Raw genomic sequence first — 25,449 nt, 5'->3', positions numbered from 1 at the left:
GGTGAAGTCAGTTGACGACCGCGAGCACGTCGCGGGCGGAGAGGATCAGGTACTCCTCGCCGTTGTACTTGACCTCGGTGCCGCCGTACTTCGAGTAGATGACGACGTCTCCCACGGCCACGTCCAGCGGGACGCGGTTGCCGTTGTCGTCGATCCGACCCGGACCGACCGCAAGGACCTTGCCCTCCTGGGGCTTCTCCTTGGCGGTGTCCGGGATGACGATGCCGGAGGCCGTGGTGGTCTCCGCCTCGCTGGCCTGGACGACGATCTTGTCCTCGAGCGGCTTGATGTTCGCCACGTTGACCTCGCCTTTCCTGATGATCTGTCGGTAGGTGTCCACTGACAGCCGACCAGGGGCCCCGCCGTCGCGGGTGCCGGGGCAACCCGACCTGAACTGTGCGTTGGCACTCTACCCATGAGAGTGCCAGACCCTCAACGGGCACGCCACCGTAGAGTTCGACCATGCCTTCCGTAGCGGGAATCGAGGTCTCCGGCCTCTGCCTGGGAGCCAACGTCTTCGGCTGGTCCGCCGACGCCGAGCAGTCGTTCGCCGTCCTCGACGCGTTCGCCGAGGCGCAGGGAACGTTCATCGACACGGCCGACTCGTACATGTGGCGGACCCCCGGGAACTCCGGCGGCGAGTCCGAGACGATCCTCGGCGACTGGATGGCCGCGCGCGGCACCCGCGACCGCATGGTGATCGCGACGAAGGTCGGCAGCCTGCCCTCTCGACCCGGACTCGGCGGGGAGAACATCAGGGCCGCCTGCGAGGACTCGCTGCGCAGGCTGCGCACCGACCGCATCGACCTCTACTACGCCCACAAGGACGACCCGGACACCGCGCAGGAGGAGACGCTCGACGCCTTCGACGCCCTCGTCCGCGAGGGCAAGGTGCGGGCGGTCGCGGCGTCGAACTTCTCCGCGGAGCGGCTGCGCAGCGCGCTGGAGATCTCCGACCGGGACGGGCTCGCGCGGTACTCGGCGCTGCAGCCGCACTACAACCTGATGGAGCGCGCGGAGTACGAGGCCGCTCTCGCCCCCCTGCTCGAGTCGGAGGGCCTGGCCTCCTTCCCCTACTACGGTCTGGCGGCGGGGTTCCTGACCGGCAAGTACCGCGGTGCCGCGGTGGACAGCGTCCGCGCGGCGGGCGCGTCGGCGTACCTGGACGATCCCCGAGGACCCGCCGTCCTGGCCGTCCTGGACGAGATCGCGGCGGGCCACGAGACCACCCAGGCCGCCGTCGCGTTGGCCTGGCTGGCCGCCCAGCCCTCGGTCACGGCCCCGATCGCCAGCGCCCGGACCGTCGAGCAGCTGGCGGGCATCCTGCCCATGCTCACCCTGCGGCTGACCGACGACGAGCTCCGCCTCCTCTCCCACGTCTCGAGCTAGCCGACCTGCGCATCCTGTGCCGGTCGCGGCCGAGACCGGGCCTGGACGCTCGTCAAGACTTCCCTGGACACCCGGTCAGTCCGCTACCCTCGTCCGTGTGACCACCGCTGCCGACCGCGTCTCGAAGCGCCAGGTCGACAAGTTCGAGCAGCGCCGCCGCGAGCTCGCCGCAGGCGCGCTGCAGACGCTGTCCGAGCGGGGCTACGCCCGCACCAGCCTGCGGGAGATCGCGCAGAACACGGAGTTCAGCCACGGCACGCTGCACTACTACTTCACCGACAAGGTGGAGCTGATCATGTACTGCGTCCGGCAGTACAAGGCGGTCTGCGTACAGCGGTACGACGCGATCGTCAGCGACTCGGACACACCGGAGGGCCTCGCGGAGGGGTTCGCCGAGGGCCTGGCCATCACGTGCCGGGAGGACGCGCTGATGCACCGGCTCTGGTACGACCTGCGCTCGCAGTCACTGTTCGAGGAGTCCTTCCGCTCGGACGTCGCGGAGATCGACGAGAGCCTCGAGCGGATGGTCTGGCGCATCGTCGCCCGGTACGCGGAGCTCTCCGGCGAGGAGCCCACCTGCTCCTCCGCCATGGCCTACGCGACCTTCGACGGCCTGTTCCAGCAGGCCCTGCTGCGCCACCTCGCCGGCAGCGAGCTCGCCCTCGACGACCTCCGCGCGGGCGCTCGCCACCTCCTGAGCCACGTCGTCTGCGCCTGACGGTTCGGCGGCGATCGAACCGTCCCCGGCCTAGCCTCGGTCCCGTGCCCGGAGACGCCGACATCGCCGCGGTCGGTGCGCTGCTCGGCGACGAGCGCCGCTGCCGCATCCTGCTCGCGCTCGCCGACGGCCGCGCGCTGCCCGCGAGCAGGCTCGCCGCCGAGGCGGGGATCAGCGCGGCCACCGCGAGCAGCCACCTGGCCAAGCTCCGCGAGGGCGGGTTGGTCGTGGTCGAGGCCCACGGCCGCCACCGCTTCCACCGGCTGGCGGGCCCGCACGTGGGGCGGCTGCTGGAGGCGATGGTCGCCCTCGCCCCGCCGCGCCCGGTCACCTCGCTGCGCGACGGCACCCGCGCCCGGGCCCTGCGCCGGGCCCGCACCTGCTACGACCACCTCGCGGGCGAGCTCGGCGTCGGGATCATGCGCCACCTGCTCGCGGCCGGCCTGCTCACCGGCGGCGACGGGCGGCGGGACCCGGCGGACCCGCCCGTCGGGTTCGGCCAGGACGTGGACTACCGCTTCACCCCGGCCGGGGACGCCTGGCTGGACGAGTTCGGCGTCCGCCTCACCCCCGGCCGCCGGGCGGTGCGGTACTGCGTGGACTGGACCGAGCAGGCCCACCACCTCTCCGGCTCCGCGGGCGCGGGGATCCTCACCCGGCTCGTCGAGCTGGGCTGGATCCGCCGCGCCCCGAACGACCGGGCCGTCATCCTGGCCGATCCCGCCGCCCTGGACCGCACCTTCGGTGCTCCTGCGCGGTCGGAAGGCCACCGGATTCTCCCGCAAGGTCGGGTGCGCGTAGCGGGTGCGGCCGCGGCGCTGCAGCTCGGGGACCAGCCCGTCGCAGACCTCGACCACCGGGTCCCGTGACATCTCCCCGCACCGCAGGCCGCCATCGCGTCGGTCCCGGCGAGGACCGGCGAGACGACGAACGTCTCCGTTACCGCGCCGCCCCCGCCACGACGATCTCCGTGACCGGCATGCTGGAGTCGGCGGGAATCCCCAGGTCGGAGGGTGTGGCGCCGGTGTGGACGAGATGGGCGCCGAGCGCCGCCACCATGGCACCGTTGTCCGTGCAGAGGCCCGGGCGGGGGACGCGCAGCCGCAGACCCGCCGCGGTGCAGCGCTCCTCGGCCATCTCCCGGAGCCGCGAGTTGGCCGCGACCCCGCCCCCCAGGAGCACGGTGTCCATCCCGAACTCCTGCGCGGCGCGGACCGTCTTCATCGTCAGCACGTCCGTGACGGCCTCCTGGAAGCTCGCCGCGACGTCCGCGACCGGGATCTCGCCGTCCAGCGACTCGACGTACCGGGCCACCGCGGTCTTCAGGCCGGAGAAGGAGAAGTCGTGCCGGGAGTCCCGGGGCCCGGTGAGGCCGCGCGGGAAGCGGATCGCGGTCCGGTCGCCGTCCTTCGCCGCCTTGTCGATCCACGGCCCGCCGGGGAACGGGAGGCCGAGCAGCCGCGCGACCTTGTCGAAGGCCTCGCCCGCGGCGTCGTCGATCGTGGCGCCGAGCGGGGTGACCGGGCCTGCGAGGTCCGGCACCGCGAGCAGGCTGGAGTGGCCGCCGGAGACGAGCAGCGCGAGCGCGGGCGGCAGCGGGCCGTGCTGCACGGTGTCGACGGCGACGTGCGCGGCCAGGTGGTTCACCCCGAACAACGGGACGTCCCAGGCCGCGGCGTAGGCCTTCGCCGCCGCGACCCCGACGAGCAGCGCGCCGGCGAGGCCGGGGCCCGCGGTGACGGCGACGGCGTCCACAGCGGAACCCGTGAGGCCCGCCTTCGCGAGCGCGCGGTGCACGGCCGGGACCATCGCCTGGAGGTGGGCGCGGGACGCCACCTCGGGCACGACGCCGCCGAACCGGGCGTGCTCCTCCACACTGGAGGCGATCTCGTTCGCCAGCAGCTCCGGGACGCCGGAGTCCGGCATCCGGACGATCCCGACCCCGGTCTCGTCGCAGGAGGTCTCGATGCCCAGGACGATGCTCACCGCGGGTCCCTCTTCATCGTGTAGGCGTCCGCCATGCTCGGTCGGTAGTAGCGCTTGCGCAGCCCGACCGTGGCGAACCCGGCCTTCTCGTACAGCCCGATCGCGGGCTCGTTGTCCGTCCGGACCTCGAGGAACACCGTCGCGTGGACCTCGTCCGCGGTGTCCAGCAGGGCCGCGAGCAGCGCCTTGCCGATCCCCTTGCCCTGATACGCCGGGTCGACGCCGATCGTGTGCACCTCCGCCTCGGCCTGCGGCGGGCCCGCGGTGAAGCCCAGCCCGGCGTACCCGACGAGCTCGTCGTCCACCCGGGCCGCGAAGTACGGCAGGCCGCGGGAGACCTCGTCCCGGAAGGCCTGGGCCGACCACGGGTCGTCGCCCGGGAAGAGGATCTTCTCGAGCTCGGCGCAGCGGGCGGCGTCGGCGCGGTAGAGGGGGCCGATCACGGGGTGACCTTCTTCCGCTCCCCCGGCGGGACGGCGTCGGGTCGGCGCAGGTAGAGCGGCTCCAACGGGCCGGGGACGCCGTGCAGCGCGGCCACGGCGACCAGCCCGAGCGGGGTCGGCGTCGCGGGCCCGGCGACGGGGAGGCCGAAACGGTCGGCCATCGTCCCGGCGGCGGCCACGACGTGCAGGTCCGCGACCCCGATCGACTCCGCCGCGCCGACGTGGGGGCCGGTGAGCCTGCGGACGCCCTCGCCCGCTCCGTCGTGGGCCTCGGGGCCGTCGTAGGCCGCCCAGTAGACCTCTCGACGCCGCGCGTCCGTCGCGACCAGCAGGTTCCCCTCGCACGGGGTCACGGCCGCGATCGCGTCCAGCGAGCAGACGCCGTGCACCGGGACGCCGAGGGCGTCCCCGAGCGCGGCCGCGGTGACCATGCCGACCCGCAGCCCGGTGAAGGGCCCGGGCCCCGCCCCGACGACGATCGCGTCCAGCTCGGGCAGCCGGACCCCCGCCTCGGCGCAGGCGGCCTGGACGCCGGGCATGAGCAGCTCACCGTGCTTGCGCCCGTCCTGTGTGACCCGCTCCGCGAGCAGCACCCCGTCCCGCACCACCCCGGCGGTGACGGCGGGGGTGGAGGTGTCCAGGGCCAAGACGAGCACCCCCGGAGCCTACGAGCCCCACCCCGAGCCCCCACGGGTCCCCCGCTCCCGACCCGCGAGTGCGACACCACGGCCCCCGAGTCGGACGGCGGCCGGGTCAGGCCGGGGTGGGGACCCGGGCGGGCTCGGTGGTCGGGGTGGCGGGTTCGGGTGGGAGTGCGGTGCAATCCGGGCCGCAGAGGGCCCAGCACTCCCCCGGCGGGTGGGCCGCCGGGCCGAACGGTGGGAGCACGTCGTCGGGCATCGGGCCTCCTCCTCGCGTGTGGAGGACAGAGAGCCGACGGACCCCGCGCGATACGTCCTACCAGTCCCGGAGCAGGTCCGGCAGGTCCGCGAGGCGGTGGATCACGGCGTCCGGTTCGACGTCCACCGGAACCTGCTGGTCCAGCGGGATGTCGCTGTGCGGGACGAGGACGGCGCGCATGCCGATGCCCTTGGCCCCGCTGATGTCGTCGTACGGGCGGTCGCCGACGTAGACGCAGCGGGTCGGGTCGGTCACCCCGACGGCCGCCAGCGCCGCGTGGAACGCCTCGGGGTGGGGCTTCGTGTACTCGAGGTCGCTGCTCCAGGTGACGCCGTCGAAGTAGTCCAGCACCCCGTCCCGGCGCAGCCACTCCTCGTGCCACTCGCCGGGCCACATCGTCGAGGACAGCACCCCGAGCTTGAGCCCCCTGTCCCGCAGCGCCTCCAACATCGGCGCCGCCTCGGGATCGGTGTGCGTGGCCTGCACCCAGAACTCGCGGTAGGCCTCCAGGGCCCGCCCGTGCAGCTCCGACGAGGTGTCCACCGCGGCCTCGGCCAGCACCTCCGCCATGTGGAAGGCCTTGGCACCGTCCTTCACCGCGGCCCAGCGGCCGGTGTCCGCCGCGGCGAGGGCCTGCGCGATCTCCTGGGCCTGCGCGGGGTCGTCCGCGTGCAGGATCTCGGCGTAGGTCCGCCAGCCCGCATGGAAGTCCATGGTCACCCAGGGCGTGAGCGTGCCGCCCCAGTCGAAGACGACGGCGTCGACCCCCCGGCTCATGACATCCGCTCCGCGCGGGCGACGCGGACGTCGTCCGGCCTGCGTTCCAGCGTGACGAGCACGTGCCGGTCGGCGAGCCGCTCGGCCACCCCCTCGCCCCACTCCACCGCCACGACGGCCTCGGTGAGGTCGGTGTCCAGGTCCAGGTCGTCCAGCTCCTCGATGCCGCCGAGGCGGTAGGCGTCGACGTGGACCAACGAGACGCCAGGCCCACCGGGCAGGGGGCGGTGCTCCCTGGCGATCACGAAGGTCGGCGAGGTGATGGGCCCGGCCACCTGCAGACCGCGCGCCAGGCCCCTGACCAGCGCGGTCTTGCCCGCGCCGAGCGGCCCGGACAGCACGACCAGGTCACCGGCGCCGAGCTCGCGGCCCAGCTCCTCGCCGAACGCCTCGGTGTCCGTGGTCTCCGGCAGCTCGACCGGGACCGTCCAGCTGATCACGCGCGCCTCCGCTCGCCGGGGATCCGCGCGGCGGACCGGCGGATGAGGCCCTCGATGGCGGCCTCGACCTCCTCGTGCCGTTCCAGCATCGGCATGTGCCCGACGCCCTCGAGCGCGAGGAACTCCGCCTTGGGGAGCTCGCCCGCGATGAGCTCGCCGTGCGAGAACGGGATGACCTGGTCCGCGGTGCCCGCCACCACCAACAGCTCGCTGCCCGAGAACGCGGGCAGCGCCGCGAGCCGGTCGTGGGTGCCGACGGTGTCGACGAAGTCCGTCAGCGCGTCCACCGCGTTCGCGCTGATCATGGTGTCCACCAGGTCGACCAGCGCCGGGTCCACCTTGCGGTCGCCGAAGGCGAAGCGGCGGGTGATGGACCAGATCAGGTCGCCCAGCGCGCGCCTGCCGGTCTCGACGAGCTTCGGCTGCAGCCGGGCCAGGCCACCGATCGTCCTGGTCAGCGGGTTGAACCGGGACAGCAGGGAGCCCGAGAGCCCCGCCGTGCCCATCTCGCCCGCACTGGTGGCGATCAGGCCCACGCCGAGCACGCGCTCGTCGAACAGCTCGGGATGCTGTTCGGCCAGGGCCATCAGCGTCATGCCGCCCATGGAGTGCCCGATCAGCACGAGCGGGCCGCTCGGGGCGAGGGAGCGGATGACCGAGTCCAGGTCGTGGCCCAGCTGGGCGATGGTGCAGCTCTCCCGGGGGGCCCGCTCGGAGCGCCCGTGGCTGCGCTGGTCGTAGAGGACGGTGCGGACCGGTGGGTCGGTGAACCGCGGCAGGTCCTCGGCCTGGAAGAACCAGGTGCGCCGATCCAGCGCGAAGCCGTGCACGAGTACCACCGTGAGCGCGGGATCACCGGTGTGCGGGTCCAGCTCCTCGCAGGCCAGCCGGATGCCGTCCTCCGTCATGACCGACGACGACGTCCGCGGCGGCTGCGCGCCCGGCTGCTCGCCCGCGGCATCCAGCTCGCCTGCGAGGCGACGCCGGTCCTTGGCGATCTCGTGCCGCTTGTGGGTCGCGACCCCCACGCCGACGGCGGCGCCCGCCGCTCCCGCGATGCCGCCCGCGACGCCCAGCGCCTGCCAGAGCCTGCGGCTGACCATGCTCACTCCCCGGAGTAGGTGCGCCGGACCCGGGTGCCGTGCACACCGGTGGCGACCTCGTAGTGGATCGTGCCGAGCTCGGTCGCCCAGTCCTGTGCGGTCGGTCCGCCCGCTCCGAAGAGGACCGCGACGTCCCCCTCGTGGACCTCGTCGTCGCCGCAGTCCACGACGACCTGGTCCATGCACACCCGGCCCACCACGGGCCGGATCCTGCCCGCCAGGTGCACGCGCATGCGACCGTTCGCGTTGAGCCTGCGGGGCACGCCGTCCGCGTAGCCTGCCGGGACGAGCGCGAGGGTGGTCTCACGCGGGGTGGTCCACTCGTGCCCGTAGGACACGCCCTCGCCCGCCGGTACCCGCTTGACCAGGGCGACCCGGCCGCGGAACTCCATCGCGGGGCGCAGCGGGGACTCGGCCACGGGCCGGTCCAGCGGGTCCAGCCCGTAGACCGCGATGCCCGGGCGGACGAGGTCGAGGTGGAGGTCGGGGCGGGTCATGGTGGCCGCGGAGTTGGCCAGGTGCCGGATCGGGTTCAGCCCGCGCGCCCGGGCGAGCTCCCAGGCCTCGTTCAGCCGGACGAGCTGGCGGTCGATCGTGGGGTTCGTCGGCTGGTCGGCGTAGGCGAGGTGGGACCAGACGGCCACGACCTCGGCGTCCTCGCCCGCCTTCTCCACGGCGTCCAGCAGGTCCGGCCAGTCGTGGAGAAGGCACCCGTTGCGGGACAGCCCGGTGTCGACCTTGAGGTGCAGCCGGGCCGGGCGGCCTGCGCGGCGGGCTCCCGCGAGGACCGCGGCGAGGTGCCGGGTCGAGGAGACCGAGAGGTCGATGCCCGCTTCGACGGCGGGGGTGAAGTCCTCGTCCGGCAGGTGCAGCCAGGACAGCACGGGCGCGGTGATGCCGGCCCACCGCAGCTCCAGGGCCTCCTCCAGGGTGCAGACGCCCAGCCAGGTCGCCCCGGCCCGCAGCGCCGCCCGGGAGACGGGGACGGCGCCGTGGCCGTACCCGTCCGCCTTCACGACGACCATGGTGGCCGCCCCGGACTCCCGCGCGGCCCCGGCGAGCAGCGCGACGTTGTGCCGCACGGCGGCCAGGTCGACGTTCGCCTCGAGACGGGGAGCCACCCGGACATTCTGGCATCCGGTGCCGACACATTCTCAGTCTGCGGCCCCCGAACCCCACGACCCGCGAGTCCGACACCCACGCCCGCCAGTCCGACACCCACGCCCGCGAGTCCGACCCGACGCCCCCCGGCCGGAACGCGGGCCGTCGCCCCCGCCCTGGTCAGACAGCGGCGGCACGGACCTCGCTGATCGCGGCCGGGACGTGGGCCTGCAGGGTCGAGGCCGGGGCGGGGACGGCGGGCCCGTCGCCGGTGCGGCCCGCGGCCAGGGTCGCGGCGCGGGAGTGCACGAACACCGCGCACCCCGCCGCCCACCAGGGTTCCAGCCCCGCGGCGAGCAGGGCACCGATCAGGCCGGACAGCACGTCGCCGGAGCCCGCGGTGGCCGCCCAGGAGTTCTCCGACGGGTGCACCAGGGTCCGGCCGTCCGGGTCGGCGACGACGGTCGCGTTGCCCTTGAGCAGCACCGTCACCCCCAGCGCGGCGGCGGCCCGGCGGGCGGCGCCGATCCGGTCCACGCCCACGTCGCCCGCGATCCGGGCGAACTCGCCGGCGTGCGGGGTGAGCACGATCGGCCTGCCGCTGATCCGTCGTCGGAGGTCCTCGTGCTGGGAGAGGAGGGTGATCGCGTCCGCGTCCACGCAGGTGGGGACGTCCCGGTCGAGGACGGCGCGCAGGACGTCCCGGCCTGCGTCGTCCGTGCCGATGCCGGGGCCCACGCTCCAGGCCTGGGTCCGGCCCGCCGCCTCCACCGACTCGGCGGCGACCACCTCGGGCCAGTACGCCCGGACGGTCTCCAGCGCCGAGCCGGCGAACCGGACCATCCCGCTGGTGGCGAGCACCGCGGCGCCGGTCGAGAGCACCGCCGCGCCGGGATAGGTGGCCGATCCCGCCGCGATCCCGACGACGCCCTGGGTGTACTTGTCGTCGGTCGGCCCGGGGATCGGCCAGCGCTCCCCGGCGTCGGCCGCGTCGAGCACCCACGCGTGGGGGTCCGCGGGACGCAGCCCGATGTCCACCAGCACCGTCTCACCACACTGCGGCGCGGCGAGCACGTGCACGGGCTTGAGCGCGCCGAAGGTGACGGTGAGGTCCGCGTCGACCGCGGCCCCGTCCGTCGCGCCGGTGTCGGCGTCCACCCCGCTGGGCAGGTCGACGGCGACGACCGGCACGCCCGCGGCCCCGGCGGCCTCCACCAGGGTTGCCGCCTGCTCGCGCAGCGCTCCCCTGCCCGAGATGCCGACGATGCCGTCGACCAGGACGTCCGCCCCGGTCACGGCGTCGCGGACGCGGGGATCGTCCGGGGTCAGGACAAGGCCGCGGGCCCGCCGCAGGGCGGCGAGCCCGGTGGCGTGGGCGCGGTCGGGGGTGAGCAGGACGGCGGTGACCCCCGCGCCGGCACGGCGGAGCTCCGCACCCGCCCAGAGCGCGTCGCCGCCGTTGTCCCCGGAGCCGACCAGCAGGGTGACCCGCCTGCCGGTCACCCGGGAGCCGAGGAACCGCCGCACCTCGAGGGCGAGCCCGTGGGCGGCCCGGCGCATGAGGGCGCCCTCCTCGCACCGGGCGAGGAGGACGGCCTCGGCGTCTCGGATCTGCTGTGCGGTCCAGACTCCCTGCATGAGGTGATTAGAGCCCTCAGAGTTCGTTGATGTCGAAGGAGACGTCCGAGCCGTTGACGGCGGTGACCTTGGCCTCGACGTCGAACGCGCGGTCGGGGATGGTCACGTGGCAGGTCAGGGTCGCGCCGACGGTCGCGTCGAGGCTCGACGGGCAGTCGACGGCGCTGGGCGCGGTGTTCAGCTGCTCCTGCACCACCCGGGTGATCTCGGACTTCACGTCGTCGCTGGAGACCGACATGCTGCAGGCGCTCAGGCCCAGGAGCAGGCCCCCGGCGGCGGCCACCGTGCCGATGATGCGTGCGATCCTGGCGTTCATGGCGTTCCTCTTCTGATCCTCGCCGGAGCTGTTTCCGGCCTGGTCAGAACGGTATTTCCGCGGGGGCTGCGGATCAGGAGTGGTGCTACCACACCCTGTGGGCGGGTCAGCCACCCTTCTCGGGTACGGGTTCGGCGCCGGGGGGCGCGCGACGGTAGGTTCTCCCCGTGGCCCGGACCAGCACCTTCACCCGTCCTCCCGCCCTGCGGAACGCCAAGGACGCCCTGGAGCAGCTGTCCCGCCCCGGGCCGAACGAGGTCCTCCGCGGCGACCTCGGCCTGATCGGCACGCCCGGTGTGGTGTTCGCGCCCGCGACCGGGATGGGGCTGCCCGCCGTGGCGTTCGGGCACGACTGGATGCAGCCGACCTCCCGCTACGCCGACCTGCTGCGCCACCTCGCGTCCTGGGGGATCGTCGCCGCGGCGCCCGGCTCGCAGCGCGGCCCGGTGCCGAGCGTGTCGCGCCTGTCCGCGGACCTGCGCACCACGCTCGACGTCTGCGCGGGCGTCCGGCTCGGAGACGGCGCCATCAGCGTCGACGCCCGACGCACTGCGCTGGCCGGGCACGGGATCGGCGCCGCCGCGGCGCTGCTGGCCGCGGCCGGGCACCCGAAGGTGCGGGCGGTCGTCGCGATCGCGGCGTCGCAGACCCGGCCGTCCCCGATGGACGCGGCGAAGGCGATCTCGGTGCCGTCGCTGCACATCGTGGCGGGCGAGGACACGGTCGCCCCGGCGGACGGGCACGCGGCGCAGATCGCGAACGCGACGGTGGGCCCGCGCTGGGTCCGCACCCTGCCGAAGGCGGGCCACACGGACTTCCTCGAGGGCCTGCACTGGTCGGACCTGGTCTTCTCGGGCGGCCCGAACGGCAAGGTCCGCCGGATCACGAGGGCCCTGGTCACGGCCTTCCTGCTCAAGGAGCTCGTCGACGAGGACCGGGTGGACGACCTGGTGGACGGCAAGGTCGGCGGCACCACCCTCGCCCGCTTCACCCCCCAGTAGCCCGCGACTCCCCCACTCCCGACCCGCGAGTCCCCCGTTGTCAGTCGCCGAGTCGGACACGCCCTCCACGAGCCTCGTCGTCGCGCGTCGATCGGACGAGCGGTGAGCCGCCACCGTTCACGATCGCGAACGATGGCCTCGGATCCCGTCCGAGCCGGCCCCGTCCGCGCGACCATCCCCGGCGTGCGATCCGACCTCCGCCTCGATCCCGCCGGTCTCGAAGCCGCCGCCGTCCGTGCCGCGGCCCTGGCCGACGAGTTGACCGTCCTCGCCCGGCGCGCGGACCGGCTTCCGGGCCTCGAGGACCTGCCCGAGTCGCTCGCCGCCGCACGGACCGCGTTGAACGACGCCGCATCGGTCCTGCGCAGCACGTCGTCGGCTGTGGCCGAGGCGGACGGTATGGCCGCTCGCGGGTTCCGGGGCCTGCGCTGATGAGGCCGACCACGGGGGCCGACGCGCTGGCGCAGCAGCTCGCCGAAGCCGCCGCGGAGGCGACCCGGATCAGCCGCATGGTCGCCGGGAGCTGGTGGGACGACCACGGCCGCGACCTCGCCGACGGTCTCGCCCGGATCGGCCTCGAGCTGGACCAGCACGCACGCCGTGCCGCCCGAGCCGCTGACGACGTCGTCAGCCTGCTGGCGGGAACCGACGGCATCCCGCCGCCCACACCGCGCCTGCCGAGCGTGGGCGGGAGGCGGGAGAGCGAGCACCGCGGAGTTCGGCTCCCCCTCCTCGACGACGGGTCGACCGACCGGCCACCGGCCTGACCCCGCCCGCCTGAGTCGACGCCCGACGACCGCACGCCTCGTCACCTGGCCACGCGCGTCGGCCGGGGCGTCCGATCCACACGTCGACGATGTCCGACTCGCCTGTCGGGAACGGGGGACTCGCGGGCGGGGTGCGGGGTGGCGCCGCTACTCCGCGCCGACGACCTGGGAGATGCGGGTGGCAAGGGTCTCGGCCAGGTCGTGGGTGGGGGCCTCCACCATCACCCGGACCAGCTGCTCCGTGCCCGAGGGGCGCAGGAGGACCCGGCCGGTGCGGCCCAGCTCGGCCTCCGCCGCGGCCACCGCGGCGGCGACCGCGGGCGAGGCCGCGACCGCCTCCTTGTCCGCGACCTCGACGTTCTGCAGCACCTGCGGCAGCACCGTGACCACTCCGGCGAGCTCGGCCAGCGAGCGACCGGTCTGGGCCATCCGGGCCATCACGCGCAACGCGGTGAGCAGGCCGTCCCCGGTCGTGGCGTACCGCGGCAACACGACGTGCCCGGACTGCTCGCCGCCCAGGCTGAGGCCGTGGGCCCGCAGGTCCTCCAGCACGTACCGGTCCCCGACCGCGGTGGTGCGCAGGGTGATCCCGGCGTCCGCCATGGCCAGGTGCAGGCCCAGGTTGCTCATGACCGTGGCGACCAGCGTGTCCTCGACCAGCTCGCCGGACTCCCGGAGGGCGAGCGCCAGGATCGCCATCAGCTGGTCCCCGTCGACCACCTGCCCGGTCGCGTCGACGGCGAGGCAGCGGTCCGCGTCCCCGTCGTGTGCGATGCCGAGGTCGGCACGCTCGCGCACCACGGCCGCGCGGAGTGACTCCATGTGCGTGGAGCCGACACCGTCGTTGATGTTCAGCCCGTCCGGCGCGGCGTGCAACGCGACGACGTCCGCTCCCGCCTTCGCGTAGGCGACCGGGGCGGCCTCGGACGCGGCCCCGTGGGCGCAGTCCACCACGACCCGCAGCCCGGACAGCGACACGGGCGTGCTCGCGACGAGATGGGCGACGTAGCGCTCCAGCGCGTCCGGCAGGTCGCGGACCCGGCCGATCGCCGCACCGGTGGGACGGCGGGCGGGCCCCTCGAGGCCCTCCTCGATCTCGAGCTCCAGCGCGTCCGGCAGCTTCTGCCCGCCCGCGGCGAAGAGCTTGATGCCGTTGTCCGGCATCGCGTTGTGCGAGGCGGAGATCATCACACCGAAGTCCGCCCCCAGGTCGGCGACCAGGTGGGCGACGGCGGGCGTGGGGACCACGCCGAGCCGCACGGCGTCCGCCCCCGCCGAGGTGAGCCCGGCGAGTACCGCGGCCTCCAGCATCTCCCCGCTGGCACGCGGGTCCCGCCCGACGAGCGCGACGGGCCGGTCGGAGTCACCGAGCACCCGGGCGGCCGAGGCGGACACGGCAACGGCGAGCTCCGGAGTGAGGAGCTCGCCGTTGGCCAGGCCTCGGACGCCGTCGGTTCCGAAGAGTCGACGCATCCGGGTGGAGATCAGCGCTTCGAGTACTGAGGCGCCTTGCGGGCCTTCTTGAGGCCGTACTTCTTGCGCTCGACGGCCCGCGGGTCGCGGGTGAGGAAGCCGGCCTTCTTCAGCGGCGGGCGGTCCTCGGAGTCGACCTCGATCAGCGCGCGGGCGATCGCCAGGCGCAGCGCACCGGCCTGGCCGGAGGTGCCGCCGCCGTGGAGGTTGGCGAAGATGTCGAACCGCTCGGTCTTCTCGACCGTGACCAGCGGCTCCTTGATGAGCTGCTGGTGGAGCTTGTTCGGGAAGTAGGTCTCGAGCGACTTGCCGTTCAGCGTGAACTGACCGGAGCCCGCCACGAGCCGCACGCGGACGACGGCCTCCTTGCGGCGGCCGACGGTCTGGACCGGGCGGTCCGACACGATCGGGGCCTCGACGGCGAACTCCTCCGCCGCGACCTCGGTCTCGTCCTCGCCGGCCTCGAACGCCGCGGCGTCGCCGATGGTGTAGTCGAGGCTCTCGCCTGCATCCTCGGAGGAGGTGTAGACCTCCTGGTCGGCGGACTCGGGGGTGCTCACGCTCTGTCCCTCTTCGGTGCTCTCGGGGTTGGTCACTGCGCGACCTGGATGATCTCGAACGGCTGCGGCTGCTGGGCCGAGTGCGGGTGCGACGGGCCGGCGTAGACCTTGAGCTTCTTGCTCATGGCCCGGCCGAGCCGGTTCTTCGGCAGCATGCCCTTGATGGCCTTCTCGACCAGCTTGTCGGGGTGGCTGTCGATCATCTCGCCGACCGACCGCTGCTTCAGGCCGCCCGGGAAACCGGAGTGCCGGTAGATGAACTTGTCGTCCCGCTTCTTGCCCGAGACCGCGATCTTCTCCGCATTGATGATCACGACGAAGTCGCCGGTGTCCATGTGCGGGGCATAGGTCGGCTTGTGCTTGCCGCGCAGGAGCGTGGCAGCGTGGGTGGCCAGGCGACCGAGCACCACGTCGGTGGCGTCGATCACGTGCCAGGCACGGGTGATCTCGCCGGGCTTGGGGCTGTACGTGGGCACGGGTCTACCTCGTCGTTCTCGGGCTCGGAGCTGCCTGAAAAGTCAGTCTCTCTTCTCATGCGGCGGAGCGGACGCCGGCCGACCACCAACAGCTCGGTGGCGGCGCGGGTCTCCACCCGTCGCACAACGAACAGTCAGGGTACCCGCTGCTCTCTCGGGGGTTGAAACGACCCCTCCGGACCGCGGACGCCCTGCTCGTGCACAGTACGCGCCCGCGCCCCGGGAGCGACACACCGGGGTCAGGTCCAGCGCCGGGCGTTGACCTGTTCGACCTGACGGTACCCGTCGTTCGCCTGGCCGAGGGCGGTGCCGATGCGCGCGAGGACGGCGGCGAGGTCCGCCGCGGCGGCGTCCCACTGCCGCTGGCGCGCCGCGTAGTCCGTGGCGGCTCGCCCCTCCCAGGTGGCGACGAGTGGCGCCAGCTCGCGCCGCAGGTCGTCCAGCCGGGCGGTGATGGACGCCGAGGTGCCCGCGACGGCGGTCTGCGCGGCGGCCAGCTCGGCGAAGGTGACCCTGATCTCCCCCATCGCGCTCAGCCCAGCGCCGCGCGGATCGCGGAGAGCCCGGCGGAGCCGTCCTCCTCGGCGCGCTGGTAGCTCACGCCGGACCCGACGATCGCCTCGCCGATCCCGCGCAGCGCCGCGGACAGCGCCCGCGCGTCGGCGTCCCAGCGCGCCATCAGGCCCTCGAACGCGGCCGCCGCCTCGCCGCGCCAGGCACCCGCCAACGGGGCCAGCTGTCCGCGCAGCGCGGAGAGCTGGGCCTGCACCTGCTCGTCGGTGGCGAGAACCTGCCTGCCCGCGCGGGCCATCTCCTCGGTCGTGGTGCCGAATCCGCCTGCCATGACCACTCCTGTCTGTCGGTGCGCGCAGCGTCGCAGCGCGGGCGGCGTGCCGGGCCGGAACCGGCGGAGGCGTTAGCGATCGCGAACGAGGGAGTCCCTGACCTGGGCACACGCGGCGTCCACGGCGGCGGAGCCCCCCGGCGGGTACCGGCAGCCGACGGCCAGCTCGTCCGCTCCCTCGAACCGCACCGCCCAGTCCACGGCGTCCTCCCGGTAGCGGGTCCAGCGGCCGTCGACCCGCAGCGCCGACACCGCGGCACCGGCCTCCGCGTGCCGGGCCCGCAGGTCGGCCGCGGCCCGCGCGGGCTCGGCGTCCGCGTCGTATCCCAACGGTGTCCGCTCGACGACGACCAGCGCCGTCGCGTCCGGCTGCCCGGCGGGGGCGAGCAGCACCCGACGCCGCTCCGGGGCCCCGCCGACGTGCGCCCAGCCCGCGGGCAGCGCGAACCGGTACCCGTGCGCGACGACGCCGTCGGCCGGGGTCGGCAGCACCGTGCCGAGACCGAGCAGGGCGACGGCGGCGACCACCCCCGCGACGGCCCACCGGACCCGGCGCGACCGCCGTGCCGGTGGCGGGGCGAGCAGCCAGCCGCCGTCCGCCGCGGGGTCCGCGGCCCCGACGGCACCGCCCGGGCCGGACTCGACCAGCGCCGTCCCCGGCCGCTCCGCCACCCGCACCGGCCCGACCCCGGCGGCGTCGCACAGCTCGGCGAGCAGCGGCGTCCGCGCCACCCCGCCGACGAGCAGCAACGGGGTCCCGCGCGGCAGCCCCTCGACCAGCCGCGCCAGCACCGGGCGGATCGCGGTCCGCACCTGCTCGGCCGTGACCCGCACCGCGCCCCGGGTGGTGCCGACGGTCGCCGCGGGGCACAGGGACAGGGCCTCGCGGACCGTCCGGACGTCCCCCGGCCGCGCCCCGCCCGGCAGCGCAGCGGCGACGGCGCGGTCCAGATCGGCCCCGCCGAGCGGGATCGCGCGGACGAGGACGCCGTCTCGCAGCACCCGCGTCCCCGACTCGCCGACGTCGACGACCATCCCCGGCGGCGCACCGGCCGGGACGACGCGGGCCCCGGGCCGGAACACCGTCGGCGCGACCCCCGCGGGCAGCACCCCGAGCAGGACCGGCGCGCCGTCTCGCAGCTCGGCGACCCGGCCCCCGTCGACGACCAGGATCGCGCCGCCGGACGCCGGGCCCGCCGCGGACCGCGTGCCGCTCACGGCTCCGTCCAGGCGAGCTGCACCGTCCGCGACCCGTGGTCGCGGTCCACCCACACCCCTCGGCCCGGCGGCTGCGGGCCCGCGCGGACGGCGCCGACGAGCGGCCCCTCGTCGGGGCTCCCGTGCAACACCACCGCGGGCCCGCCCAACTCGCGCAGCCGCGCGAGGACCGGGTCGAACATCGCCCGGGACGCGCCCGCCACCCGCCGCGCGAGCACCAGGTGCAGCCCGATGTCGACACCCTGGGCGAGGAGCTCCGCCAAGGGCGCCAACGGGTTCGACGCGGCGCCCACCGGCGCGACGAGATCGTGGTCGTCGACCAGGACGTACACCTCGGGACCGGTCCACCAGTCCCGCGCCCGCCACCGCTCCGCGGTGACCTCCGGGCCCGGCCTGCGCCGCTCCAGCGACGCGACCACCTCCCGGACCGCACCCGCCATCGCCTCCGCGGTGCCCGCGTGGGCCAGCACGTGCGCCTCAGGGAGGTCGCCGAGCAGGCTCCGCCGCGGGTCGAGAACGACGAGCCGGGCCTCCTCCGGGGTGTGGGCCCGGGCGATGCCCCGGGCGACCAGCCGCAGCAGCGCGGTCCTGCCGCTGCGACCGTCGCCGAAGCAGAGCAGGTGGGGCTCGGCGGGATCGAGCCGCAGGACCGTCCCCTCCTCGTCGACACCGACCGGGATCCCGTCGCCCCACAGGGGCTCGGCGGGAACCGACGCGGGCAGCACCCGCACCGGCGGGAAGGCCGGGCCGGGCCGGGGGTCGACCGGGCCCGTGGCCAGCACCATCGCGTCGCCGTCCGGGGCGAGGCCGTGCCCGGGCCGCGCGGGCACGGCCGCGGCCCGGCGACGGTCCACCTCGGAGTCGCCCGGCTCGCCGAGCCGCAGCTCCAGCCGCAGGCCGAGCTGGTCCTTGACCGCGGGCCGCAGCTCGCCCCAGCGGTTCACCGAGGCTGCGAGGTGCACGCCGTAGGCGAGCCCGCGGTGCGCGATCGCGGCGGTCCGGCCCACGGCCTCGTCGACGGCGGCCCAGGAGGCGCCCGCCCAGTCCGCGGTCAGCGCCGCGTACCCGTCCACGACCAGCAGGACGTCCGTCGCGGGCTCCGCAGCCAGGTCCCCCGCCGCGCGCCGGGCCCGGAACTCGGCGACCGACCCGATCCCCTCGGCCCGGAACAGCGCCTCCCGGCGCGCGAGGAGCGCGGCGACCTCGCCGAGCGTGCGCCGCACCAGGTCCGGCTCGCTCCGCCCCGCGACGGTCCCCACGTGCGGCAGGTCGGCCAGGCTCGACAGCGCTCCGCCGCCGAGGTCCAGCACGTGGACCCCGAGCTGCGCCGGGGTGTGCGCCCGGGCCAGCGCACGGACGAGGGTGGCCAGCGCCGTCGACTTGCCGGACCGCGGCCCCCCGGCGACGGCGACGTGTCCCGCCGCCCCGGACAGGTCCACCTCGAGCGGGTCCCGCCGCTGCCGGGTGTGCCGGTCGACCAGTCCGACGGTCACCCGCAGCCCACCGCCCACGGGGAGCGCGGCGAGCGCGGGCGAGGAGGCCAGCGGCGGCAACCAGACCCGGTGGGCGGGCGGTCCGCCCAGCGCCGTGACGGCCGCGACCGCCGACTCCAGCACCGAGTCCGCGGCGGGCTCGGTGACCACCGGCGCGGCGGCGACCCGCGCCGCCGTGAAGCGGTGCGCCCGCCGCGGCGAAGGAGCCGCATCCCGTTGTGCCACACCGGACACGTACGCACCGCGGAACCGGACGAGCTGGTCGGTGCCCGCCGCGAGGATGGCGGAACCGGGCAGCGGGGGGAGGGCGTGGGCGTCGGGTACGCCGAGCACCGCCCGCGACTCCGACGAGGAGAACGTGCGCAGCGCGATCCGGTACGACAGGTGCGACTCGAGCCCGCGCAACCGGCCCTCGTCGAGCCGCTGGGACGCGAGCAGCAGGTGCAGGCCCAGCGAGCGGCCCAGCCGTCCGACGGTCACGAACAGCTCGACCAGCTCCGGGCGCCGCGCCACGAGCTCGGAGAACTCGTCGACGACGACCATCAACACCGGCAGCGGCGGCAGCCCCGGGTCGGCGGCGCGGGCTCGCTCGTAGTCGGCGACGCCCGTCAGGTTCCCGGCCGCCCGCAGCAGCTCCTGCCTGCGGGTGATCTCGCCGGTCACGGCGTCGGCCATCCGGTCGACTAGGCTCAGCTCGTCCGCCAGGTTGGTGATCACCGCGGCGACGTGCGGCAGGCCGGTGAGGCCGAGGAAGGTCGCGCCGCCCTTGAAGTCCACCAGTACCAGGTTCAGCTCGTCCGGGCCGTGGGCCAGCACCAGCCCGACGACCAAGGCGCGCAACAGCTCGCTCTTCCCGGAGCCCGTCGCCCCGACGCACAGCCCGTGCGGCCCGCTGCCGCCCGCCGCCGACTCCTTGAGATCCAGGAGCAGCGGGCGGCCGCCGTCGTCCACCCCCAGGGGCACCCGCATGCGGTCCGCCGCGGTCCGCCCGGCCCGCAGCGCGGCGACGGCGGCGGGCCCGGTGCCGCTCAGGCCCATCAGCTCCGGCAACCCGTGCGCGACGAGCCCGGTCCCCCGTTCCACCCCCTCGGGCCGGTAGCGGGCCATCCGCCGCGCGAGGGCCAGTGCCTCTGCCTCGGCCAGCTCGTCCAGGACCTCGACGGGTGCGGGGTCGGCCAGGCGCACGCGCACCACGGACGGGCTCTCCCGCCGCCCGTCCGCCACGCCGACCCGGAGCACCGTGACGCCCTCGGTGGCGGCCCACGCGCCGGGTCCGTCCGTCCCGTCCACGATCACCAGGAGGTGCCGGGGCTGCGGGTCCGCCGCCCACCAGCGGCGCAGCTCGTCCGGGTCGGCGGTGTGCATGCGGACCGGGCCGAGCGCGTCCTGCTCGACGGCCTGGGCGTTGTGCGGCAACCACTTCACCCAGTCCCACGCGGTTCCGCCGAGCACCGCGACGCGCGCGTCCGCGGGCGAGTGCCACAGCACGTACCCGGCGACGAGCGCCCGGGCGACGGCGCGGGCGCGCTCGGTCGGACCGTCCAGCCAGACCGCGGACGCCGCGCGCAGGTCCACCGCCACGGGCAGGTCGGGGACCACCGAGTGCCGGGCCAGCAGCCGTCGGACGGCCTGGGCGCCGACGGGTTCGACGCCGTCCACCGGGCCGGTGCGCGGCGGCACCAGGGCCGTGGCGAGCCGTTGCGGGCCGCGGCCGAGGCGGATCTGGGCGAAGTCGTCGTCTGCGGGATCGCGCTCCCACAACCTGCCCGCGGACAGGACCTCGGGCCAGGCGGCCGGATGGGGGTGGACGTGCTCCCGGGACACGCGCTGGGCGGTCGCGACGGCACGGGCCCGGCGGCGCAGACCGGTGAGGTAGCGCAGGTAGTCGCGGCGGTCCTCGTCCAGCGAGGCGGTGCGGTCCGAGCCGCGGGCGGACCCGCCGGAGAGCACCATCCCGACCGCGGACAGGGCGAACATCCCGCCGAACACCCAGGCCTCGGGCCGCTCTACCCCGAGCACGCCGACGATCCCGACCGAGCCGAGCAGCATCGCGACCGGCATCGCGCGAGCGAGCAGGCCCGGTGGGACCGCCCGCTCGGGCTCCGGCGGCGGCTCCAGGTGGATCTCCCCGGACGGCAGCGGCGGGACCTCGCGCCGCCGCCTGTGCACCGCGACCTGTCCCATGCGACCCCCGGTTTCCCCGAAACGCCCCGTGCGGACGCCCGGTCCGCCGATACTGCGACAGGCCGCGGGTCGCGCGGGGCGTTTCGGGAGAACTCGGGGGACCGCGGTGACGTACCGGCGGGTGACGGTGCTGGGCCCACGGTCCATGGTGGACGTCGCCCTGCCCGCGGACGTCGCCGTGGCCGAGCTGGCGCCGATGCTGCTGGAGCTGTTGGGCGAGCCGCCGTCACCGGCGCCGGTCCCCTGGCGGCTCGACGGGATCGCGGGGGCTCCGCTGCCCCCGGCGGCGACGCTGGCCCAGCTCGGTGTGCTGGACGGCGAGCTGCTCCGCCTCGGCCCCGCCCTCCCTCCGCCCAGCCCACCGACCTTCGACGACGCCCCCGAAGCCGTGGCCGCCGCGGTGGCCGGGCGGGCCGGGGATCCCGACGCCACGCCCGCCGTGGCGGGAGCACTGGCGGTCGGGATGCTGTCCGCGGGGCTGGCGGGCCTGCGCGGCGACGGGGCGTGGGGGACCGCGGCGGCGGTGCTGGAGGTGGCGGTGGCGGCGGGGCTGGTCGTGGGGGTGGCGCGAGCGGCCGGTGCGCACGACCTCGGGAGTACCGCGGGAGCGGCCGGCGGCGGACCGGACCATGGCGGTGGGGGCGGGCGTGAGCAGGCCGGTGGGCGGACCGCTCGCACGGCCTGGGCGCTCGCCGCCCTGCCGCCCGCCGCGGCGGCGGGCTGGCTCGCGCTGCCCGGCCCGACCGCCGTCGGGTTGCCGGGGGCGGCGGTGGGTGCCGCGCTCGCCGCGTTCGCCGCGCAGGCGGCCCTGCGGATCGTGGCGCCATCGGTGCTCGCCGCCCTTCTCGTCTCCCTGACGAGTGCGTTCGGGCTGGTGGCAGCCGTGCTCACCGGGGCCGGAGCCGCTGCGGTCGGGACGACAGGGGCCTTGGCCGCGATCCTCGCCGCGCCGCTGGCCCCGCGCTGCGCACTGCGGCTCGCGGGACTGCGCCCCGGCGAGGACCCACCCGAGACGGCCACCGCGCAGGCTCGCGGGCACCTCGCGGGGCTCGTGGTCGCGGTCGCCGTCGTCGCGGCGGGTGGCGCGGTCCTCGCCGCGAGCGCACCCGGACCGTGGGGCCCCGCGTTCGCGGTGCTGACCTGCCTGGTGCTCGGGTTGCGGTCGAGGGGGTTCGCCGAACCGCTGCCCGCTCGAGCCCAGCTGGTCGCCGCGCTGGTCGGGGCGGCGGCGCTGACGGTGGTGGCGCCGGTGTCCCCGATGGTGCGGCTCGTGCTCGGTGCCGTGGGACTCGGCGCACTGCTGGGGTGCGCCACGCTCTCCCGCCCGCCGCTCGGCCCGGTCGGGCGCCGGACCGTCGACCTCGCCGAGCTGGCCGCGACCGCCCTGTGCGTCCCGCTGGCCGTCGCCGCGCTCGACCTGTTCGCCCTGGTCCGCGGGTGGTGAGGGGGCTGGCCGTGCTGACCGCCGCGGCGCTGGCACTCGGACACGCGGCGGCGGGCCCGGCGGTGCAGGGTCCGGGGGCGCCGGTCGGCGAGCCGGGGATCCGGCAGGTCACGCAGTGTGTGGGGCCGGGAGGTAGCGGGCTCGGGGGCGGTCTCGCGCTGCCCGGGGTGCACGCGCTCGCCGACGGCGCAGGCGTCCGGGTCGCGGTGATCGACACCGGGGTCGCGCCCCATCCGCGGCTCCCCCGGCTCACCGCCGGTGGCGACTACCTCACCGGCGGGGACGGGCTCACCGACTGCGACGGCCACGGCACCGCGGTCGCCGGGGTGCTCGCCGCCGAGCCGTCCGCCGGGGACGAGGTCGGGGGCGTCGCACCGGGTGTGGACGTCGTGTCGATCCGGCAGGCCAGCCCGTCCTTCACCGTCGCGGGTGGGACCCGGCCCGCCGGGGACACCGCGACCCTCGCCGAGGCGGTGGCGCGGGCGGTACGGCTCGGCGCCTCGGTCGTGACGGTCAGCGAGGCCGTCTGTCTGGACCCGGCGCGGGCCGAGCTGGTCGGACGGCCGTTGGCGGCCGCGCTGCGGGCGGCGGCGGCCGCGGACGTGCTGGTCGTGGCCGCGGCGGGCAACGTCGGCTCCGGCGGGTGCACCGGAGCGCCCGGCGAGGTCCCGTTGCCCGCGGCCGCGGGGTTCGCCCCGGGCGCACCTCCGCTCGCGGACGGCGTCCTGGCGGTCGGCGCCACCACCCCGGACGACGCTCCGGCCCCGTTCACCGTCCGGGGGCCGTGGGTGGACCTGGCCGCCCGCGGGACCGGGCTGAGGTCGCTCGCCCCGGGCGGCGGGCTGACCGAGCCCACGCTGGCCGGGACGAGCCTCGCGGTGCCGATCGTCGCAGGCTCCGCCGCCCTCGTCCGGCAACGGTTCCCGGAGCTGAGTGCCGCGGAGGTCGCGTCGAGGCTGATCGCGACCGCGCGTCGCCCCGCCGCCATCTCCGACGCCGTGGGCGCCGGTGCCGTCGATCCCCTCGCCGCCCTGACCGCCCTACCCCTGCCCGGCTCGCCCGCCGACCCGACCGCACCCGCCACGCCGGACCCGGCTGCCGCCCCGGCCCCGCGCTTCCCGGCCTGGGTCCCGCTGAGCGCCGTGGCGGTCCTCTCCCTGCTCGCGGCCGCGACCCCACTCCTGGTGGCCCGCCCCCGCCGCCCCTGACACTCCGCCGCCCCTGACACTCCGCGCCCTCGGAGACCCGGCCGCCGAGGCGTCACCACCGCCCCCTGCCACTCCGCGCCGACCCCGCCCCTCGGAGACTCGGCGGCCGGGTCTCCGAGGGCGCCGGACCGGCACCTCCGCCACCGGGCGACCCGGCCGGAGCGACTCACCGGCGGCAGCCGCACCCCTCACCCCACCGCCGCCCGGGCCTGGGCCAGATCCACCGTCCCGCCCCGCGGCAGCAGCCGCAGGATGGACTCGGGGGCGGGGGGCGGCGTCGGGTCGAGGCCGAGGGCCGCCGCGGTGTCGGCGTCCGCGACGCCGTAGGCGACCCCCGCCGTCGACACCAACCAGATCGCCCCGCCGCCGGTCGGCGACACCGACCGCACCGGCCCGCCACCGAAGAGGACGACCCCGTCCACCGCGACCGCCCCCGGCGCGACCGGCGGATCGCCCACCGCGACCGACCAGCGACCGGCGGACCAGAGTGCGCAGACCGGTCCGGCGGCGGCCCACTCCGGGGCCGTCTCCGGCCAGCCCGCCACGGGCAGCAGGTCCAACCGGGGTACCTCCGCGAGCGCCGACGGCGCGACCTCACGCGGCCCGGCCCCGCCACGCGCCCGCAACACCTCGGCGAGGGACGCGGGGACCTCCTGGACCCCGCCGGGGAGGACCGCGAACCAGCGTCGGAGGCCGTCGACGCCCTCGACGACCAGGACGTCTCCCGGGCGACCGGGCACCCCGGGAGGCCCGGGACCGCCCGCCTGCTCCGGGACGGCGAGCGCGGGCCCCTCCGGCAGTGCCGAGAGCACCGCCGACGCGACGGTCACGGGGTGCCGCCCGGCGAGCCCGAGCGCGGCCAGGACGGCCGGATCCGTGACGGCGTGCCGCACCCCGCCGACGACCGCGTACCGGTCCCCGGCGGGCGTCTGCGCCCACAGCGCGGGGCCCGGGCCCGGCGGCGGTGCCGCGGTTCCCGCCAGCACCAGCGGGCCGTCGCACACCCCCCACCGCTCCGGGACCCGCTCGCGGAGCCCGACCCCCGTCGCCCCGTCGACGGCGGCGGGCGCGGTCCGCGGCGCGCGGGCGAGATCGGCGTCCGCGACCAGCCGGGGATCCCCGGCTGGCAGTCCCAGCGCGGCCCGGACGAGCCTGGCCGCGATCACGTCGGGCACCGGGACCAGCCGCTCCCGGGCCACGGCGAACACCGCGCCCGACGGCGTACCCACCACCACCGCCTGCGCCGACCACGTCGGCCGCGGCGCGATCACGGCGTAGAGGGCGGCCCCGACGAGCCCGAGCACGGCCAGCAGGGCACCCACGACCGTGGCCCGCCGCTGCGCCCGCAGCTGTTCGTGCAGCGGGACGGGATCGGCACGGACCAGCGCCGCCTCCAGCCGGCGCACCCCGTACCGGTGCGCATCCGCCTGGTCTCTGGTTGCGGGTGGGCGGGGGATCATCACAGCGCGGGTGGGCGGGGGACCATGGGGTGCGACGCTAGCCCCGCACCCCCTCCCCCGAGGCGGAACGGGACTACTCGGCCACCCCGATGTCCTCGTTCCACAGCTCCGGGCGCGCGGCGATGAAGTCCTCCATCAGCTGCACGCAGCGGGGATCGTCCAGCACGGTCACCGAGACGCCGTGCTCGGCGAGCCAGTCGTGCCCGCCGTGGAAGGTCCGGGCCTCCCCGATCACCACGGCGCCGATGTGGAACTGCCGGATCAGGCCGCTGCAGTACCAGCACGGCGAGAGCGTGGTGACCATCGTGGTGCGCCGGTAGTCCTTCTGCCGTCCGGCGTCGCGGAAGGCCGCCGTCTCGCCGTGGACCGAGGGATCGTCGTCCTGCACCCGACGGTTGTGCCCCCGGCCGAGCACCTCGCCGTCCGGCCCGAGCAGCGCGGCACCGATCGGGATGCCCCCCGACGCCAGGCCCTTCCGGGCCTCCTCCAGTGCGATCTCGATCGACATGG

28 protein-coding genes are annotated in these 25,449 nt (G+C 75.9%); 8 read left to right on the top strand and 20 right to left on the bottom strand.

Annotated elements, in window-relative coordinates; all coding sequences use genetic code 11:
• Positions 1-7 precede the first annotated feature (7 nt).
• Positions 8-298, bottom strand: a complete 291-nt coding sequence (gene groES / locus ABD993_RS17030; RefSeq protein ID WP_013677399.1) for a co-chaperone GroES — start codon at positions 296-298, stop codon at positions 8-10.
• Between the two features lie 164 nt (positions 299-462).
• Here groES and ABD993_RS17025 point away from each other — a divergent pair, with 164 nt between their 5' ends.
• The 3 genes from ABD993_RS17025 (at position 463) to ABD993_RS17015 (ending at position 2,976) form a co-directional block, all read left to right on the top strand.
• Positions 463-1,389 carry an aldo/keto reductase gene (locus ABD993_RS17025; RefSeq protein ID WP_345418813.1) on the top strand — a complete coding sequence of 309 codons (927 nt, stop codon included), beginning with the start codon at positions 463-465 and terminating at the stop codon, positions 1,387-1,389.
• A gap of 97 nt (positions 1,390-1,486) precedes the next feature.
• Entirely contained in the window at positions 1,487-2,107 is a 621-nt protein-coding gene (locus tag ABD993_RS17020; protein WP_345418810.1) for a TetR/AcrR family transcriptional regulator, read from the top strand.
• A gap of 44 nt (positions 2,108-2,151) precedes the next feature.
• Positions 2,152-2,976, top strand: coding sequence for an ArsR/SmtB family transcription factor (locus ABD993_RS17015; protein ID WP_345418807.1), 825 nt, complete (start codon positions 2,152-2,154; stop codon positions 2,974-2,976).
• 70 nt (positions 2,977-3,046) lie between these two features.
• On the opposite strand, the gene tsaD is transcribed toward ABD993_RS17015, so the two are convergent.
• From tsaD to ABD993_RS16965, 10 genes are all read right to left on the bottom strand, one after another.
• Positions 3,047-4,033, bottom strand: a complete 987-nt coding sequence (tsaD, locus tag ABD993_RS17010; protein ID WP_425569028.1) for a tRNA (adenosine(37)-N6)-threonylcarbamoyltransferase complex transferase subunit TsaD — start codon at positions 4,031-4,033, stop codon at positions 3,047-3,049.
• Between the two features lie 56 nt (positions 4,034-4,089).
• The gene (rimI, locus tag ABD993_RS17005; RefSeq protein WP_345418801.1) at positions 4,090-4,536 is read right to left on the bottom strand and encodes a ribosomal protein S18-alanine N-acetyltransferase; all 447 of its coding nucleotides are present in this window, start codon (positions 4,534-4,536) and stop codon (positions 4,090-4,092) included.
• Complete coding sequence (gene tsaB / locus ABD993_RS17000; protein ID WP_345418798.1) at positions 4,533-5,192, bottom strand: tRNA (adenosine(37)-N6)-threonylcarbamoyltransferase complex dimerization subunit type 1 TsaB; 660 nt, start codon at positions 5,190-5,192, stop codon at positions 4,533-4,535. The genes rimI and tsaB overlap by 4 nt, the downstream gene beginning before the upstream one ends.
• Before the next feature lie 97 nt (positions 5,193-5,289).
• Entirely contained in the window at positions 5,290-5,436 is a 147-nt protein-coding gene (locus ABD993_RS16995) for a hypothetical protein (protein ID WP_345418795.1), read from the bottom strand.
• A gap of 57 nt (positions 5,437-5,493) precedes the next feature.
• A complete protein-coding gene (locus ABD993_RS16990) occupies positions 5,494-6,213 on the bottom strand; it encodes an HAD family hydrolase (protein WP_345418792.1) in 720 nt (239 codons plus the stop codon).
• Positions 6,210-6,653, bottom strand: coding sequence for a tRNA (adenosine(37)-N6)-threonylcarbamoyltransferase complex ATPase subunit type 1 TsaE (gene tsaE / locus ABD993_RS16985; protein WP_345418790.1), 444 nt, complete (start codon positions 6,651-6,653; stop codon positions 6,210-6,212). Before tsaE ends, ABD993_RS16990 begins: the two co-directional genes overlap by 4 nt.
• Complete coding sequence (locus tag ABD993_RS16980) at positions 6,650-7,756, bottom strand: alpha/beta fold hydrolase (RefSeq protein ID WP_345418787.1); 1,107 nt, start codon at positions 7,754-7,756, stop codon at positions 6,650-6,652. Before ABD993_RS16980 ends, tsaE begins: the two co-directional genes overlap by 4 nt.
• A 2-nt stretch (positions 7,757-7,758) precedes the next feature.
• On the bottom strand, positions 7,759-8,877 hold the full coding sequence (gene alr / locus ABD993_RS16975; RefSeq protein WP_345418784.1) for an alanine racemase: 1,119 nt from the start codon (positions 8,875-8,877) through the stop codon (positions 7,759-7,761).
• A 160-nt stretch (positions 8,878-9,037) separates the two neighbouring features.
• The gene (locus ABD993_RS16970) at positions 9,038-10,495 is read right to left on the bottom strand and encodes an NAD(P)H-hydrate dehydratase (RefSeq protein ID WP_345418781.1); all 1,458 of its coding nucleotides are present in this window, start codon (positions 10,493-10,495) and stop codon (positions 9,038-9,040) included.
• Positions 10,496-10,511: 16 nt separating this feature from the next.
• Entirely contained in the window at positions 10,512-10,811 is a 300-nt protein-coding gene (locus ABD993_RS16965; protein WP_345418778.1) for a DUF4333 domain-containing protein, read from the bottom strand.
• 167 nt (positions 10,812-10,978) lie between these two features.
• Between ABD993_RS16965 and ABD993_RS16960 the strand changes: the two genes are divergently transcribed.
• The 3 genes from ABD993_RS16960 (at position 10,979) to ABD993_RS16950 (ending at position 12,579) form a co-directional block, all read left to right on the top strand.
• On the top strand, positions 10,979-11,812 hold the full coding sequence (locus ABD993_RS16960) for a dienelactone hydrolase family protein (protein ID WP_345418775.1): 834 nt from the start codon (positions 10,979-10,981) through the stop codon (positions 11,810-11,812).
• A gap of 183 nt (positions 11,813-11,995) precedes the next feature.
• Entirely contained in the window at positions 11,996-12,244 is a 249-nt protein-coding gene (locus ABD993_RS16955; protein WP_345418772.1) for a hypothetical protein, read from the top strand.
• Positions 12,244-12,579 carry a hypothetical protein gene (locus tag ABD993_RS16950; protein WP_345418769.1) on the top strand — a complete coding sequence of 112 codons (336 nt, stop codon included), beginning with the start codon at positions 12,244-12,246 and terminating at the stop codon, positions 12,577-12,579. Before ABD993_RS16955 ends, ABD993_RS16950 begins: the two co-directional genes overlap by 1 nt.
• Positions 12,580-12,726: 147 nt before the next feature.
• Here the strand turns inward: ABD993_RS16950 and glmM are convergent, their stop codons facing one another.
• The 7 genes from glmM to eccCa form a co-directional block, all read right to left on the bottom strand.
• On the bottom strand, positions 12,727-14,052 hold the full coding sequence (gene glmM, locus ABD993_RS16945) for a phosphoglucosamine mutase (protein ID WP_345418766.1): 1,326 nt from the start codon (positions 14,050-14,052) through the stop codon (positions 12,727-12,729).
• An 11-nt stretch (positions 14,053-14,063) separates the two neighbouring features.
• Positions 14,064-14,612, bottom strand: coding sequence for a 30S ribosomal protein S9 (gene rpsI, locus ABD993_RS16940; protein ID WP_425569024.1), 549 nt, complete (start codon positions 14,610-14,612; stop codon positions 14,064-14,066).
• Positions 14,613-14,644: 32 nt separating this feature from the next.
• Entirely contained in the window at positions 14,645-15,088 is a 444-nt protein-coding gene (rplM, locus tag ABD993_RS16935) for a 50S ribosomal protein L13 (RefSeq protein ID WP_345418761.1), read from the bottom strand.
• 239 nt (positions 15,089-15,327) lie between these two features.
• Positions 15,328-15,615 (bottom strand): WXG100 family type VII secretion target, encoded by a 288-nt coding sequence (locus ABD993_RS16930; RefSeq protein ID WP_345418758.1) that lies wholly within the window; start codon positions 15,613-15,615, stop codon positions 15,328-15,330.
• Between the two features lie 5 nt (positions 15,616-15,620).
• Positions 15,621-15,932: a WXG100 family type VII secretion target gene (locus ABD993_RS16925; protein ID WP_345418755.1), complete on the bottom strand. Its 312-nt coding sequence runs from the start codon at positions 15,930-15,932 to the stop codon at positions 15,621-15,623.
• Between the two features lie 72 nt (positions 15,933-16,004).
• Positions 16,005-17,150, bottom strand: coding sequence for a type VII secretion-associated protein (locus ABD993_RS16920; protein WP_345418752.1), 1,146 nt, complete (start codon positions 17,148-17,150; stop codon positions 16,005-16,007).
• Entirely contained in the window at positions 17,147-20,827 is a 3,681-nt protein-coding gene (eccCa, locus tag ABD993_RS16915) for a type VII secretion protein EccCa (RefSeq protein WP_345418749.1), read from the bottom strand. The genes ABD993_RS16920 and eccCa overlap by 4 nt, the downstream gene beginning before the upstream one ends.
• A 106-nt stretch (positions 20,828-20,933) precedes the next feature.
• Here eccCa and eccD point away from each other — a divergent pair, with 106 nt between their 5' ends.
• Together eccD and mycP are read left to right on the top strand one after the other, a co-directional pair.
• Positions 20,934-22,271 carry a type VII secretion integral membrane protein EccD gene (gene eccD, locus ABD993_RS16910; RefSeq protein WP_345418746.1) on the top strand — a complete coding sequence of 446 codons (1,338 nt, stop codon included), beginning with the start codon at positions 20,934-20,936 and terminating at the stop codon, positions 22,269-22,271.
• Positions 22,265-23,479, top strand: coding sequence for a type VII secretion-associated serine protease mycosin (gene mycP / locus ABD993_RS16905; RefSeq protein WP_345418744.1), 1,215 nt, complete (start codon positions 22,265-22,267; stop codon positions 23,477-23,479). Before eccD ends, mycP begins: the two co-directional genes overlap by 7 nt.
• A 188-nt stretch (positions 23,480-23,667) precedes the next feature.
• Here the strand turns inward: mycP and eccB are convergent, their stop codons facing one another.
• Positions 23,668-24,939, bottom strand: a complete 1,272-nt coding sequence (gene eccB, locus ABD993_RS16900; protein ID WP_345418742.1) for a type VII secretion protein EccB — start codon at positions 24,937-24,939, stop codon at positions 23,668-23,670.
• A gap of 73 nt (positions 24,940-25,012) precedes the next feature.
• A complete protein-coding gene (locus tag ABD993_RS16895; RefSeq protein ID WP_345418740.1) occupies positions 25,013-25,447 on the bottom strand; it encodes a nucleoside deaminase in 435 nt (144 codons plus the stop codon).
• Between the last annotated feature and the right edge of the window lie 2 nt (positions 25,448-25,449).

It is taken from the genome of Pseudonocardia xishanensis, assembly GCF_039541715.1.
Classification (GTDB): Bacteria; Actinomycetota; Actinomycetes; order Mycobacteriales; family Pseudonocardiaceae; genus Pseudonocardia; species Pseudonocardia xishanensis.
This window is presented reverse-complemented; position numbering and strand designations above follow the sequence as displayed.